The 14,045-nt window shown below is 73.3% G+C and carries 14 protein-coding genes; all 14 read left to right on the top strand.

Features of this window, described 5'->3' with window-relative positions; genetic code table 11:
• Nucleotides 1–70 precede the first annotated feature (70 nt).
• The gene (locus KO717_RS07460) at nucleotides 71–1,816 is read left to right on the top strand and encodes an enoyl-CoA hydratase-related protein (protein WP_301365222.1); all 1,746 of its coding nucleotides are present in this window, start codon (nucleotides 71–73) and stop codon (nucleotides 1,814–1,816) included.
• 71 nt (nucleotides 1,817–1,887) lie between these two features.
• Nucleotides 1,888–2,943, top strand: coding sequence for a hydrogenase expression protein HypE (locus KO717_RS07455; RefSeq protein WP_301365220.1), 1,056 nt, complete (start codon nucleotides 1,888–1,890; stop codon nucleotides 2,941–2,943).
• A gap of 73 nt (nucleotides 2,944–3,016) precedes the next feature.
• Nucleotides 3,017–4,801 (top strand): nickel-dependent hydrogenase large subunit, encoded by a 1,785-nt coding sequence (locus KO717_RS07450; protein WP_301365218.1) that lies wholly within the window; start codon nucleotides 3,017–3,019, stop codon nucleotides 4,799–4,801.
• Nucleotides 4,798–5,331, top strand: coding sequence for a hypothetical protein (locus tag KO717_RS07445; protein WP_301365216.1), 534 nt, complete (start codon nucleotides 4,798–4,800; stop codon nucleotides 5,329–5,331). The genes KO717_RS07450 and KO717_RS07445 overlap by 4 nt, the downstream gene beginning before the upstream one ends.
• A complete protein-coding gene (locus tag KO717_RS07440) occupies nucleotides 5,328–5,999 on the top strand; it encodes a DUF5947 family protein (RefSeq protein ID WP_301365214.1) in 672 nt (223 codons plus the stop codon). Before KO717_RS07445 ends, KO717_RS07440 begins: the two co-directional genes overlap by 4 nt.
• Nucleotides 5,996–6,700 (top strand): DUF6084 family protein, encoded by a 705-nt coding sequence (locus KO717_RS07435; RefSeq protein ID WP_301365212.1) that lies wholly within the window; start codon nucleotides 5,996–5,998, stop codon nucleotides 6,698–6,700. Before KO717_RS07440 ends, KO717_RS07435 begins: the two co-directional genes overlap by 4 nt.
• Nucleotides 6,697–8,139: a hypothetical protein gene (locus tag KO717_RS07430; RefSeq protein WP_301365210.1), complete on the top strand. Its 1,443-nt coding sequence runs from the start codon at nucleotides 6,697–6,699 to the stop codon at nucleotides 8,137–8,139. Before KO717_RS07435 ends, KO717_RS07430 begins: the two co-directional genes overlap by 4 nt.
• A complete protein-coding gene (locus KO717_RS07425) occupies nucleotides 8,136–8,681 on the top strand; it encodes a hydrogenase maturation protease (protein ID WP_301365209.1) in 546 nt (181 codons plus the stop codon). Before KO717_RS07430 ends, KO717_RS07425 begins: the two co-directional genes overlap by 4 nt.
• On the top strand, nucleotides 8,678–8,782 hold the full coding sequence (locus tag KO717_RS37465; RefSeq protein ID WP_437184480.1) for a DUF6893 family small protein: 105 nt from the start codon (nucleotides 8,678–8,680) through the stop codon (nucleotides 8,780–8,782). The genes KO717_RS07425 and KO717_RS37465 overlap by 4 nt, the downstream gene beginning before the upstream one ends.
• Nucleotides 8,783–8,920: 138 nt before the next feature.
• Nucleotides 8,921–9,322 (top strand): hydrogenase maturation nickel metallochaperone HypA, encoded by a 402-nt coding sequence (locus KO717_RS07420; RefSeq protein WP_301365208.1) that lies wholly within the window; start codon nucleotides 8,921–8,923, stop codon nucleotides 9,320–9,322.
• A 3-nt stretch (nucleotides 9,323–9,325) separates the two neighbouring features.
• The gene (gene hypB, locus KO717_RS07415; RefSeq protein WP_301365206.1) at nucleotides 9,326–10,147 is read left to right on the top strand and encodes a hydrogenase nickel incorporation protein HypB; all 822 of its coding nucleotides are present in this window, start codon (nucleotides 9,326–9,328) and stop codon (nucleotides 10,145–10,147) included.
• Nucleotides 10,147–12,477 carry a carbamoyltransferase HypF gene (gene hypF, locus KO717_RS07410; RefSeq protein ID WP_301365205.1) on the top strand — a complete coding sequence of 777 codons (2,331 nt, stop codon included), beginning with the start codon at nucleotides 10,147–10,149 and terminating at the stop codon, nucleotides 12,475–12,477. The genes hypB and hypF overlap by 1 nt, the downstream gene beginning before the upstream one ends.
• Nucleotides 12,478–12,512: 35 nt before the next feature.
• Nucleotides 12,513–12,875, top strand: coding sequence for a HypC/HybG/HupF family hydrogenase formation chaperone (locus KO717_RS07405; protein WP_301365203.1), 363 nt, complete (start codon nucleotides 12,513–12,515; stop codon nucleotides 12,873–12,875).
• Nucleotides 12,872–14,041, top strand: a complete 1,170-nt coding sequence (hypD, locus tag KO717_RS07400) for a hydrogenase formation protein HypD (protein WP_301365201.1) — start codon at nucleotides 12,872–12,874, stop codon at nucleotides 14,039–14,041. Before KO717_RS07405 ends, hypD begins: the two co-directional genes overlap by 4 nt.
• Nucleotides 14,042–14,045: the final 4 nt, after the last annotated feature.

Here is a 14,045-nt window from a genome sequence, read left to right as displayed (position 1 = left end):
TCCGGCCACGGGCCGCCGACCAGGCCGGGCACCGCGCACGCGCGGCTCCGGGCCGCCGCTGGGAGATCCCTTGTACGTCCTGCTCGTGGCGAGCGCGTTCAACAGCCTCACGCAGCGAGTCCACGCCGAGCTGCGCGACCACGGCCACCACGTCGCGGTCGAACTCGCCCTGCCCGGTGTCTCCCTGGCCGACGCCGTGCGCGGCCACCGCCCCGACCTCGTCCTCGCCCCGATGCTGCGCACCGCCATCCCCGAGGAGGTCTGGGCCGCCCACACCTGCCTGGTCGTCCACCCGGGGCCGGTCGGCGACCGCGGCCCCTCCTCCCTCGACCGGGCCGTCCAGGACGGCGAGCCCCGGTGGGGGGTGACGGTCCTGCAGGCCAACGCGGAGATGGACGCCGGCGACGTCTGGGCGAGCGCCGAGTGCTCCGTGCCGCCGGTCGGCAAGAGCGACTTCTACCGCGGCGAGATCGCCGACGCCGCGCTGGAGGCCGTCCTGCTCGCGGTGGAACGGTTCGCCTCCGGTACGTACACCCCGCAGCCCCAGGCGGGCGGCCACGCCCGGCCGCTCCTGCGCCAGGAGGACCGCCGGATCGACTGGGAGAGCGACACCACCGAGGACGTCCTGCGCGCGCTGCGCGCCGCCGACTCGCAGCCCGGCGTACGCGACGACCTGCTCGGTGGCGAGTGGTACCTGCACGGCGGGCACCGTGAGGAGCACCTGCACGGCCGTCCCGGCGAGCTGCTGGCCACCCGGAACGGGGCGCTCTGCCGGGCCACGGCCGACGGGGCCGTCTGGATCCCGGAACTGCGCGCCCGCCGTCTGCCGGGGAGAGGCCCGGCCGTCCCCAAGCTGCCCGCCACGCTCGCGCTCGCGGACCGGCTGCCCCCGCTGCCCGAGGTCCCCGCGCCACCGCACAGCGGCCCCCACCGCCCCGCCTGGTCGGACACCGGCTACCACGAGGAGGGCCAGGCCGGCTTCCTGTCGTTCTCCTTCCCCGGCGGCGCGATGAGCACCGCGCAGTGCCGCCGCCTGCTGGACGCCTACCGGACCGCCCTCACCCGGCCCACCACCGTCCTGGTCCTGGGCGGCGGCCGCGACTTCTTCTCCAACGGCATCCACCTCGGCGTCATCGAGGCCGCGGCCGACCCGGCCGAGGAGTCCTGGGCCAACATCAACGCCATGAACGACCTGGTCGAGGCGGTGCTGACCACCACCGACCGGCTCGTGGTCAGCGCGCTGGGCGGCAACGCCGCCGCCGGAGGGGCCATGCTCGCCCTCGCCGCCGACGAGGTCTGGTGCCGCTCGGGCGTCGTCCTGAACCCGCACTACCGCCTGATGGGCCTGCACGGCTCCGAGTACTGGACGTACACCCTGCCGCGCCGCGTCGGCCCCGCACTCGCGGACCGCCTCACCGGCGAGGCCCTCCCGCTGAGCGCCGCCGCCGCCCACGGCCTCGGACTGGTCGACCGTACGGTCCCCTGCCCGCCCGGGGACTTCACCGGCGAGACGCAGCGCCTCGCGGTCCGGCTCGCCGCCCTGCCCGCCACCGCCTCCCGGATCGCCGCGAAGAAGGCCGCGCGCGAGCGCGACGAGGCCGTACGGCCGCTCGCGGCCCACCGCGAGGCCGAGCTGGCCCTGATGCGGCGGACCTTCTTCGACCCCGACGCCCCCTACCACGCCCTGCGCCGCGCCTTCGTCCGCAAGGAGCGCCCGTCCGCCACCCCGCTCCATCTGAGCGGGTCGGCCGTCAGGCCGCGCGCCGTCACTGGACTGGCCGCACCTGACGCGGCGCCGGGGCCGGACTGCTGTTAGCAAGAAAGGTGTGGGTGAGGCAGGCCGCCTCGCCCCGCCCCTTCCCGATCACCTCCCCGAGGAGCCGTCCCATGGCCACTGCGACTAAGGAAACGGTCGAGGACCCGCTGATCCACATTCTCTGGATCAACGCGGGTCTGAGCTGCGACGGTGACTCCGTTTCCCTGACGGCCGCGATGCAGCCCAGCATCGAGGAGATCGTGACCGGCGTGCTGCCCGGTCTGCCGAAGATCGCCGTGCACTGGCCGCTGATCGACTTCGAGTGCGGCCCGGTCGGCGGCGCCGACACGTTCATCGAGTGGTTCTTCAAGGGCGAGCGCGGCGAGATCGATCCGTTCGTCCTGGTGGTCGAGGGCTCGATCCCGAACGAGAAGATCAAGCCCGAGGGCTACTGGTGCGGCTTCGGCGACGACCCCGAGACCGGTCAGCCCATCACCACCAGCGAGTGGATCGACCGGCTGGCCCCCAAGGCCCTCGCCGTCGTGGCCATCGGCACCTGCGCCACGTACGGCGGCATCCACGCCATGGAGGGCAACCCGACGGGCGCCATGGGCGTGCCCGACTACCTGGGCTGGGACTGGACCTCGAAGGCCGGCATCCCGATCGTGTGCGTGCCGGGCTGTCCGATCCAGCCCGACAACTTCTCGGAGACCCTGACCTACCTGCTCTACCAGGCGGCCGGCTCCGCCCCGATGATCCCCCTCGACGACAAGCTGCGCCCGACGTGGCTCTTCGGGGCCAGCGTCCACGAGGGCTGCGACCGCGCCGGCTACTACGAGCAGGGCCAGTTCGCCGAGACCTACGACTCGCCGCTGTGCCTGGTCAAGCTCGGCTGCTGGGGCCCCGTCGTCAAGTGCAACGTCCCCAAGCGCGGCTGGATGAACGGCATCGGCGGCTGCCCCAACGTCGGCGGCATCTGCATCGCCTGCACGATGCCCGGCTTCCCCGACAAGTTCATGCCGTTCATGGACGAACCCCCCGGCGCCAAGGTCTCCACGAAGGCGAGCGGCGCGTACGGCGCGCTGATCCGCAGGCTCCGGTCGGTCACGGCCCACACCGTGGACGAGGAACCGAAGTGGAGGCAGACCGGCCGCAGCCTGACCACGGGCTACCGCCCGCCCTGGTGACGGCTCCCGGGATCCCACGGAAGCACCCCCCAACTCCAGCTCTCCGCACCGAAGAAGGGTCACGGCAGAAACGATGACACCGAAGACGAAGGCGGCCGCAGACGGCAGCGGCCTGGTGGAGATGGCCTGGGATCCGATCACCCGGATCGTGGGCAGTCTCGGCATCCACACGAAGATCGACTTCAAGCAGAAGCGGGTCGCGGAGTGCTACAGCACCTCGTCGGTCTTCCGCGGCTACAGCGTCTTCATGCGCGGCAAGGACCCCCGCGACGCGCACTTCATCACCAGCCGCATCTGCGGCATCTGCGGTGACAACCACGCCACCTGCTCGGTGTACGCGCAGAACATGGCCTACGGGGTGAAGCCGCCCCACCTCGCCGAGTGGATCATCAACCTGGGCGAGTCCGCGGAGTACATGTTCGACCACAACATCTTCCAGGAGAACCTGGTCGGGGTCGACTACTGCGAGAAGATGGTCCGCGAGACCAACCCGGGCGTCCTGGAGCTCGCCGAGCGCACGCCGTCCCCGCACGCCGGCGAGCACGGCTACAAGACCATCGCCGACATCATGCGCTCCCTCAACCCCATCGAGGGCGAGTTCTACCGCGAGGCGCTCCAGGTCTCCCGCTACACGCGCGAGATGTTCTGCCTGATGGAGGGGCGCCACGTGCACCCCTCCACGCTCTACCCGGGCGGCGTCGGCACCATCGCCTCCGTCCAGCTCTTCACGGACTACATGAGCCGCCTCATGCGGTACTGCGAGTTCATGAAGAAGGTCGTCCCCCTCCACGACGACCTCTTCGACTTCTTCTACGAGGCCCTGCCCGGGTACGAGGAGGTCGGCCGCCGGCGTGTCCTGCTCGGCTGCTGGGGCGCCCTCAACGACCCGGAGTACTGCGACTTCACGTACGCCAACATGACCGACTGGGGACGGAAGATGTTCGTCACCCCGGGCGTGATCGTCGACGGCAAACTGGTCACCAACGACCTCACCGAGATCAACCTCGGCATCCGCATCCTGCTCGGCAGCTCGTACTACGACGACTGGCAGGGCCAGGAGCAGTTCGTCACCCACGACCCGCTCGGCAACCCGGTCGACCCCCGCCACCCGTGGAACCAGCACACCATCCCCGCCCCGCAGAAGCGGAACTTCGACGACAAGTACAGCTGGGTCATGTCCCCCCGCTGGTTCGACGGCAAGGACCACCTGGCCCTGGACACCGGCGGCGGCCCCATCGCCCGCCTGTGGTCCACCGCCCTGTCGGGCCTCGTCCACACCGACTACGTCCAGGCCACCGGCAACAGCGTCGTCATCACCCTGCCGCGCACGATGACCAAGCCCGAGACCCGCTTCGAGTGGAAGATCCCGAAGTGGAGCAACGCGCTGGAGCGCAACCGCGCCCGCACGTACTTCCAGGCGTACGCGGCCGCCATCGCCCTGCACTGCGCCGAGAAGGGCCTCGCCGAGGTCCGCGCCGGACGTACCCAGACCTGGGAGAAGTTCGAGGTCCCGGACGAGGGGCTCGGCGTCGGCTTCACCGAGGCCGTACGCGGCGTCCTCTCGCACCACATGGTGATCCGCGACGGGAAGATCGCCAACTACCACCCGTACCCGCCGACCCCGTGGAACGCCAGCACCCGCGACACCTTCGGCACCCCCGGGCCGTACGAGGACGCCGTGCAGAACACCCCGATCTTCGAGGAGAACACCCCGGAGAACTTCAAGGGCATCGACATCATGCGCGCGGTCCGCAGCTTCGACCCCTGTCTGCCCTGCGGAGTCCACATGTACGTCGGCGGCGGCAAGACGGTCAAGACGATGCACGTGCCCACCGGTCTGAGCGGACTGGGCGGATGAGGGCCGCGATCGACGGCCCCCAGGCCGGGCGCCGGGTCGAGGAGGTGCTCGACCGGCTCGCCGCCACCGGCGACCGGGCGGCGTGCGCGGCGGCGGAGGAACTGGTGCGCGTCCTCATGGACTTCTACGGCGCCGGGCTCGCCCGGATCGTCGAGAAGGTCGGGGACGGGCCGCTGAAGCCGGTCTACGGCGACGAACTCGTGGCGAGCCTGCTCTCCCTGCACGGACTGCACCCCGAAGCCGTGCACACGCGCATCGCCCGCGCCCTGGCCGCCCACGGCGAACCCATGGAACTGCTCGGCTTCGACGCGGACACCGGCGTCCTGCGGCTGCGCCCCGCCGCCGCCTCCACCGGCTGCGGCTGCGGCTCGGGCTCCGGCGGCGGAAGCGACGCCGGGCGGACGCTGGAGGACACCCTGGCCTGCTTCGCCCCCGAGGTGACGAGCGTGGAGCGGGAGCCCGCCGCGGCCCCCGCCCCCGCCCTGCTGCAGATCGGCACCCGGCCCCCGAGCCCGGCGCGGGTGCCGTGAGCGGGCCCGGTCTCCTCCACGACGGCCCGCGCGCCCCGCGCGGGCTGCGCCGGTTCGCGGGCCCGCGCCCGCCCCGGCCCGAGACCTGCGAACTGTGCGGGGTCGCCGTGCCCCAGGACGGCCACCGCCACCTGGTGCAGACCGAACAGCGCGCGCTGATCTGCGCCTGCACCGCCTGCGCCCTGCTGTTCGACCGGCCCGGCGCGGGCACCGGACGCCTGCGGGCCGTACCGGACCGCTACCTCACCGACCCCGCCCACCGGCTCGACGACGGCGCGTGGGACCTCCTCCAGATCCCGGTCGGCGTCGCGTTCTTCTTCCGCAACGCCGCCCTCGACCGGCTGGTCGCCCTCTACCCGAGCCCGGCCGGAGCCACCGAGAGCGAACTCGACCCCGAGACCTGGCAGACCGTACTCGGCGGCGGCCGGCTGGCCGCGCTCCTCGAACCCGACGTCGAAGCGCTGCTGCTGCGCCGCTCGGAGGGCCGCACCGACTGCTACCTGGTGCCGATCGACATCTGCTACGAGCTGGTGGGGCGGATGCGGCTGCTCTGGCAGGGCTTCGACGGCGGGGCCGAGGCCCGGGCCGCGCTGAAGACCTTCTTCGAGCAGGTGGAACGGCGGGCCAGGGCCCTCCCCGAGCCGACGGCGGAGGGCGGGATCCGATGACGGAATTCGCCTTCACCTGCACCGGGGTGCGCGCCGACCCGTACGCCGCCGGCCCCACCCTCGTCTTCCGGCTGCGGATCACCGCAGCCGGAGGCGCCCGGGTGCACGCCATCGCCCTGCGCTGCCAGATCCGCATCGAACCGGCCCGGCGCGGCTACGGACCCGCCGAGGCGGAAGGGCTCGCGGACCTGTTCGGCGAGCGCTCCCGCTGGGGCAACACCCTCCAGCCCGTGCAGTTCGCCCAGGTCTCCGTCATGGTCCCGAGCTTCACCGGGGAGACCGAGACCGACCTGGTCGTGCCCTGCACCTACGACATGGACATCGCCGCCACCCGGTACTTCGAAGCCCTGGCGGAGGGCGAGGTACCGCTGCTGATGCTGTTCTCCGGCACCGCCTTCACCGGTGACGCCGGCTTCCGCGTCGAGCCGGTGCCCTGGGACCGCGAAGCCACGTACCGGATGCCCGTGGCCGTGTGGCGCGAGATGGTCGAACAGCACTTCCCCGGCTGCGGCTGGCTCCGGCTGCCCCGCGACACCATGGACGAGCTGCTCGCCTTCCGCTCCCGCCACGCCCTCGCCTCGTGGGAGGCGACCGTACGGGCCCTGCTCGACGCGGCCGCCCCGCCGCGGCCGCAGGACCCACCGGGTCCCGTCCGGCTGGGCGCGATCCTCCCGCGCCTCACCGAGAGGGCGGCTCCGTGACCACGACCACCACCCCGCACGCCGACTCCGACTCCGACTCCCGCTTCGCGGTCGCCCGGCAGGTGGCCGACGCGGTCCTGCTGGAGGGGTACGTGCTCTACCCCTACCGGGCCTCGGCCGCGAAGAACCGGCTGCGCTGGCAGTTCGGTGTCCTCGTGCCCCCGGCCTGGGGCCGCGCGCACGAGGAGCACGTCTTCCAGCAGACCGAGATCCTGATGGAACCGCGGGGCGCGGCGACCCTGGCCCTGGAGCTGCGCTTCCTGCACGCGCAGCGGCGCACGGTCCAGCAGGTCTCGGACGGGGGCGGCTTCACCGAGGTCGCCGAACTGCACCTGGCCGACCGGGTCCTCGTGCCCTGGGACGAGGGCACCGAGGAACGGGTCGAGGTGAGTGTCCCCGTCGCCGAGCTGCTGGGCGAAGGCGGCGTCACCTTCCCCTTCTCCCGCCCCGCCCGCGTCGACCCCGAGCCCGTCATCGACGCCGACGGACGCACGGTGGGCCGCCTGGTGCGCCGTACCGAGGAGGTCGAGGGGGTGCTGCGGCTGCACGCCACCGAACTCCCCGGCGCCTACCGCGTGTTCCGGCTCCGGGCGGTGGTGGAGAACACCAGCCCGTGGACCCCGCCGCCCGGGGCCGGACCCGCCGACCGCGAGGCAGCGCTGCCCCACTCGCTGGTCGCCGCCCACCTCCTGCTGGGCCTGGACTCCGGATCGTTCCTGTCCATGACCGACCCGCCCGAATGGGCCAGGCAGGCGGTCGCCGCCTGTGAGAACCGCCACACCTGGCCGGTGCTCGCGGGCGAACCCGGCCGCGCCGACGTGGTCCTGTCCTCCCCGATCATCCTGGAGGACCATCCGGCCATCGCCCCCGAGAGCGCGGGCGCCATGTACGACGCCACCGAGATCGACGAGATCCTCGCCCTGCGCACGGCCGCCCTGACCGAGCAGGAGAAGCGCGAGGCCCGCGGCACCGACCCCCGGGCGGCCGCCGTGATCGACCTCGCCGACTCGATGCCCCCCGAGGTGCTGGAGCGGCTGCACGGCGCCGTACGCGCCCTGCGGGAGGTCACCGGCCCCGAGCAGCCGCCGCTCATCGCGGAACTCCCCTCCGAGGACGCGGTGTTCCGGCCCGACACGCCCTGGTGGGACCCGGCCCGGGCGGACCCCGCGGACCCGGCCCGCGACCGGATCACCGTCGACGGAGCCTCCGTGGGCCCCGGCAGCCGCGTCCGGCTGCGCCCCGGACTGCGGCGCACCGACGCCCAGGACCTGTTCCTCCAGGGCCGCACCGCGCTGGTCGAGGCCGTGCTGCACGACGTCGACGGGGGAGTGCACCTCGCCGTCACCGTGGAGGACGACCCCGGCGCGGACATCCGGCGGGAACAGGGCAGGTTCCTCTACTTCCAGCCCGACGAGGTCACCCCCCTGGAGGACGCGTGAACGAGCGGGTCCTGATCGCGGGCATCGGCAACGTCTTCCTCGGCGACGACGGCTTCGGCGTCGAGACCGTGCGGGCGCTGGCCGAGCACCCCCTGCCCGACGGGGTCGAGGTGGTGGACTTCGGCGTGCGCGGCGTCCACCTCGCCTACCAGCTCCTCGACGGCTACGACACGCTCCTGCTGGTCGACGCCACCGCACGCGGCGGCGAGCCGGGCACGCTCTACCTCATCGAGGCCGACGGCGGCGCGGGCCCGCAGCCGGCCGACGACGGGGCCGCGCCGCCCGTCCTCGACGGCCACCACATGTCCCCCGACGCCGTCCTCGCACTGCTGGACACCCTGTGCGCCGGGACCGGAGCCACCCCGCCGCGGCGCACGCTGGTGCTCGGCTGCGAACCCGCCGGTGTCGAAGAGGGCATCGGACTGAGCGCACCCGTGGCCGCCGCCGTACCGGAGGCCGTACGCACGGCCCTGGACCTGATCCACGGCCGGACCCACGACGAAACCGACCGGCCCCGTCGCGAACTGAGGAGAACCCCATGAAGAAGGCCTTCGTCGGCGGGGCCGCGGCCGCCGCCCTCACCGCCCTCCTGCTGCAGATCCTCCCCGACCTCCGGCGCTACCTGCGCATGCGCCGGATGTGACACCGCCGCGGGAGCGGCCACGGGCGCCCGCGGGTACCCGGGCGCCCGAATGGAGTACGGGGCGCGCCGCGCACCGGCGTGCCCGACCGCACGGACCCCGTCCCGCCGGTTCAATGAGCCCCGGCAGGACGGAGTCCGATGCACGAGATGTCGATCGCCATGGCCGTCGTGGGCCAGGTGGAAGAGGCGGCCCGGGCGGGCGGCGCGCGCGCCGTCACCTCCGTACGGCTGCGGGTCGGTGAGCTGGCGGGGGTGGTCCCCGACGCGCTGGCGTTCTGTTTCGAACTGGCCTGCGCCGGAACGGTCCTCGAAGGAGCCGAACTCCTCACGGAGTCCGTGACGGCCCGCGCCCGCTGCGGCTCCTGCCCCGGCAGCGGCACCTGGGCGGTGGGCATGCCCCCCGAACTGTGCTGCCCCGGATGCGGCAGGGCCACCGACGTGGAACTGCTGACGGGCCGTGAGCTGGAGATCCTCAGCGTGCGCTGGGAAGACGGCCCCGCCGGTGCCCGTACCCGCGAACCGATTCCCGAGGAGGCCTGAACCATGTGCCGAGTGGTCGATCTGCGGCAGGCGGTGCTCGCCAAGAACGACGAAGCCGCCCAGGTCCTGCGCACCGAACTCACCGCCCGCGGTACGACGGTGGTCAATCTGCTCTCCAGCCCCGGCAGCGGCAAGACGGCGCTGCTGGAGCGCGAACTGCTCCTCGCGCGCGAGCGGGGCGTGGCCGTGGCCGCGCTGACGGCCGACCTGGCCACCGAGAACGACGCGGTACGGCTGGCCCGTTCGGGCGTACCGGTCAAGCAGGTGCTCACCGACGGGCTGTGCCACCTGGAGGCCGCGATGCTCGGCCGGCACCTGGACGGCTGGCTGCCCGGGGACACCCGGCTGCTCTTCGTGGAGAACGTGGGCAACCTGGTCTGCCCGGCCGGCTACGACCTCGGGGAAACGCTGCGGGTGGTGCTCGCCTCGGTGACCGAGGGCGAGGACAAGCCGCTGAAGTATCCGACCGCCTTCGGACTGGCCCAGCTGGTGGTGGTCACCAAGACCGACATCGCACGGGCCGTCGACTTCGACGAGGCCGCCTTCCGCGCCAACGTCGAGCAGGTCAATCCCGGCGTGGAGGTGGTGCTCACCTCGGCGCGCGCGGGTGAGGGCCTGGGCGTCCTGCTCGACCGGGCACTTGCGGCCAGGACGGGCACGCACACGCCGGTGATGGCCCGCCGGCAGCACGTGCACGGCCTCGGACATGACCACGACCACGATCACGAGCATGGCCACGACCACGAGCACGACGAGGACCACGAGCAGGAGCACGACCACGAGCACCCGCACCCGCACGTCCACACGGTCGCGCAGACCCGCTGATGGAAGCGGTGCAGCGGCGCCGGGTCACCGTCCGGGGCGTGGTCCAGGGCGTCGGCTTCCGGCCCTACGTCTACACCCGCGCGACCGGGCTGGGCCTGGCCGGGCACGTCACCAACACCCCCGAGGGCGTCGTCGCGGAGGTCGAGGGCGCCCCGGCGGCGGTGTCGCGGTTCTGCGAACGGCTCGCGGCGGACGCACCCCCGCTGGCCGTCGTCGACGCCGTCGACCACTGGGAGGTCCCCGCCGCGGGCGGCACCGGATTCACCATCATCGCCTCCCGGACCGGCGGCCCCGCCCGCACCCTGGTCTCCCCGGACGTGGCCACCTGCGCCGACTGCCTCACCGAACTGGCCGATCCGGCCGACCGGCGCCACCGGCACCCCTTCATCACCTGCACCCACTGCGGGCCGCGCTTCACCATCGTCACCGGGCTGCCGTACGACCGCGCCCACACCACCATGGCCCCCTTCCCCATGTGCCCCGACTGCGCCCGGGAGTACGCGGACCCGGCCGACCGCCGCTTCCACGCCCAGCCGGTCGCCTGCCCGGCCTGCGGCCCCCGCCTCAGACTGCTCACCGGGCGACCGCCCCGCGAGAGCACCGGCCCGGACCCGGTCGCCGAAGCCCGCCGGCTCCTGGCGGCCGGCGCGATCCTCGCCGTCAAGGGCCTCGGCGGCTACCACCTGGCCTGCGACGCCACCCGGCCCGGCGCCGTCGCCGAGCTGCGCCGGCGCAAGGCCCGCGGGGACAAGCCCTTCGCCCTGATGGCCCGGGACCTCGCCGACGCCGAGCGGTTCGCCCGCATCGGCCCCGAGGAACGGGAGCTGCTCACCGGCGCCGTTCGGCCCATCGTGCTGCTCCGCCGCCGCGCCGGTGCAGCCGGCCCGGACGCGGTCGCCCCCGGCTGTCCGGACCTCGGCGTGATGCTCCCGTACACCCCCGTCCACCACCTGCTGCTCGGCCTGCCCGGGGACCCCCCGGGGCCCCGGCTGCTCGTCATGACCAGCGGAAACCTCTCCGGCGAGCCGATCGTCACCGACGACGCCGAGGCCCTGGAGCGGCTCGACGGCCTCGCCGACGCCTGGCTCACGCACGACCGCCCCATCCACGTGCCCTGCGACGACTCCGTGGTGCGGGTGTGCGACGGCGAGACGCTGACCGTACGCCGCTCGCGCGGGTACGCCCCGCTCCCGCTGACCCTGCCGGTACCCGTCCCCGCGAGCCTCGCCGCGGGCGGGGACCTGAAGAACACCTTCTGCCTCGGCGAAGGCCGCCAGGCCTGGCTGTCCGCGCACATCGGCGACATGGACGACCTCGCCACCCAGTACGCCCTCGAAGGCGCCGAGCGGCAGCTGGAGTCCATCACCGGCGTCACCCCCGTGCTCCTCGCCGCCGACCGGCACCCTGGCTACCGCTCCACCCGGTGGGCGGAGCGCGCCGCGGGCGCCCGGCCGCTCGTCCGCGTCCAGCACCACCACGCGCACATCGCCTCCACCCTGGCCGAGCACGGCCGGGGCGCCGGCCGCCCGGTGATCGGGGTCGCCTTCGACGGCACCGGCTACGGCGACGACGGCGCCGTGTGGGGCGGCGAGGTCCTCCTCGCCGACTACGCCGGGTTCACCCGGTTCGCCCACCTGGCCTACGTCCCGCTGCCGGGCGGCGACGCGGCCGTGCACCGCCCGTACCGCATGGCGCTGTCCCATCTGCGGGCCGCGGGCATCGACCGGACCCCGGAGCTGCCCTGCACGGCGGCCTGTCCGCCGGGAGAACTCGCCCTGCTGGAACGTCAGCTGGAACGGGGTCTGAACTGTGTGCCGACCTCCAGCATGGGCCGCCTCTTCGACGCCGTCTCCTCCCTGGCCGGCATCTGCCACGTGGCCGGCTACGAGGCACAGGCCGCCATCGAACTGGAGGGCGCGGCCCTGGGCGCGGGCGAACCCGGACCCGGACCCGGCTCCGGCTACACCTTCGGCCTGCGCGAGCCGTCCGGCCCTGGCGGCGGCCCGGTCACCGCCGATCCGGCGCCCGTACTGGCCGCCGTGGTGGCCGACGTCCGCGCCGGCACCGACCCGGCGCTGATCGCCGCCCGCTTCCACACCTCCGTCGCCGACCTCGTCGCCACGCTCTGCGCGCTCGCGCGCGAGCGGCACGGCCTCGACACCGTCGCCCTGACCGGCGGGGTCTTCGCCAACACCCTGCTCTCCTCGGCATGCGCCCGGCGCCTCGGCGCTGCCGGATTCACCGTCCTGCGGCACGGCCGGGTCCCCCCGAACGACGGCGGGCTGGCCCTCGGCCAGCTCATGGTGGCCGCCGCGCACCACACCCCCTGACACACCCCTGACACACCCACAGCAAGGAGAAACCCATGTGCCTGGCGGTGCCCGGCAGAGTGCTCGACATCGGGGAGAAGGACGGCACCCGCATGGCCACCGTCGACTTCGGCGGTGTGCAGAAGGAGGTGTGTCTGGAGTACCTGCCGGACCTCCAGGTGGGCGAGTACGCCATCGTCCACGTGGGCTTCGCCCTGCAGCGCCTCGACGAGGAGTCGGCCAAGCAGACCCTCGAACTGTTCGCCCAACTCGGCATGCTCCAGGAGGAGTTCGGCGACCCGTGGGAGCAGGCCGCCGCGGCCGGCGGTGAGCCCTGGCCCTTCACCGACGATCCCGGCCTCGAACCCGGGCGGCCCGCGCCCGCCCTCGCCGCACCGCAGGAGGAAGTCCAGCCGTGAAGTACATCGAGGAGTTCCAGGACCCCGACCTCGCCCGCCGGCTGCTCGACGACATCCACGCCACCGTGACCCGGCCCTGGGCCCTGATGGAGGTGTGCGGCGGCCAGACCCACACCATCATCCGGCACGGGATCGATCAACTCCTGCCGGAGCAGGTGGAGCTGATCCACGGACCGGGCTGTCCTGTGTGCGTCACCCCGCTGGAGGTCATCGACAAGGCGCTGGAGATCGCCTCCCGCCCCGATGTGATCTTCTGCTCCTTCGGGGACATGCTCCGGGTGCCCGGGACCGGCCGCGACCTGTTCCAGGTGCGCAGCGAGGGCGGCGACGTACGCGTCGTCTACTCCCCGCTCGACGCCCTGCGGATCGCCCAGGAGAACCCGAAGCGCCAGGTGGTCTTCTTCGGCATCGGCTTCGAGACCACGGCGCCGCCCAACGCCATGACGGTCCACCAGGCGAAGAAGCTGGGCATCCCGAACTTCAGCCTCCTGGTCTCCCACGTCAGGGTTCCCCCGGCGATCGAGGCGATCATGCAGTCGCCGAGCTGCCGGGTCCAGGCCTTCCTCGCCGCCGGGCACGTGTGCAGCGTGATGGGCATGCGCGAGTACCCCGAACTGGCCGCGCGCCACCGGGTGCCGATCGTGGTGACGGGCTTCGAACCGCTGGACATCCTGGAGGGCGTACGCCGGGCCGTACGGCAGCTGGAGCGCGGCGAGCACACCGTCGACAACGCCTACGCGCGCGCCGTGCGCCCCGAGGGCAACCCGGCCGCCCTCGCCATGCTGGAGGACGTCTTCGAAGTCACCGACCGGGCCTGGCGGGGCATCGGCGTCATCCCCGACAGCGGCTGGCGGCTGTCGGAGCGCTACCGCGACTTCGACGCCGAACACCGTTTCTCGGTCACCGGCATCAACACCTGTGAACCGGCCGAGTGCCGCAGCGGCGAGGTGCTCCAGGGGCTGCTGAAACCCCACGAGTGCGAGGCCTTCGGCACGCTGTGCACCCCGCGCAGCCCGCTCGGCGCCACCATGGTCTCCAGCGAGGGCGCCTGCGCCGCGTACTACCTCTACCGGCGGCTGGAGCTGGGGACCGTGCCCGCCGCCAAGACAGCCGCGACCGCCGCCCCGGCCCCGACCGCCCCGCTGGAGGCGAGCCCCGTTGTCTGACACC

Origin of the sequence: Streptomyces xanthophaeus, assembly GCF_030440515.1 — a bacterium.
GTDB classification, from domain to species: domain Bacteria; phylum Actinomycetota; class Actinomycetes; order Streptomycetales; family Streptomycetaceae; genus Streptomyces; species Streptomyces kutzneri.
This window is presented reverse-complemented; position numbering and strand designations above follow the sequence as displayed.

Excerpts from the sequence above, each read along its gene's own strand:
- KO717_RS07450 (WP_301365218.1), top strand. The coding sequence starts at position 3,017 with ATGACACCGAAGACGAAGGCGGCCGCAGACGGCAGCGGCCTGGTGGAG.
- hypF (WP_301365205.1), top strand. The coding sequence starts at position 10,147 with ATGGAAGCGGTGCAGCGGCGCCGGGTCACCGTCCGGGGCGTGGTCCAG.
- KO717_RS07445 (WP_301365216.1), top strand. The coding sequence starts at position 4,798 with ATGAGGGCCGCGATCGACGGCCCCCAGGCCGGGCGCCGGGTCGAGGAG.
- hypB (WP_301365206.1), top strand. The coding sequence starts at position 9,326 with ATGTGCCGAGTGGTCGATCTGCGGCAGGCGGTGCTCGCCAAGAACGAC.
- KO717_RS07420 (WP_301365208.1), top strand. The coding sequence starts at position 8,921 with ATGCACGAGATGTCGATCGCCATGGCCGTCGTGGGCCAGGTGGAAGAG.
- KO717_RS07455 (WP_301365220.1), top strand. The coding sequence starts at position 1,888 with ATGGCCACTGCGACTAAGGAAACGGTCGAGGACCCGCTGATCCACATT.
- KO717_RS07405 (WP_301365203.1), top strand. The coding sequence starts at position 12,513 with ATGTGCCTGGCGGTGCCCGGCAGAGTGCTCGACATCGGGGAGAAGGAC.
- KO717_RS37465 (WP_437184480.1), top strand. The coding sequence starts at position 8,678 with ATGAAGAAGGCCTTCGTCGGCGGGGCCGCGGCCGCCGCCCTCACCGCC.
- KO717_RS07435 (WP_301365212.1), top strand. The coding sequence starts at position 5,996 with ATGACGGAATTCGCCTTCACCTGCACCGGGGTGCGCGCCGACCCGTAC.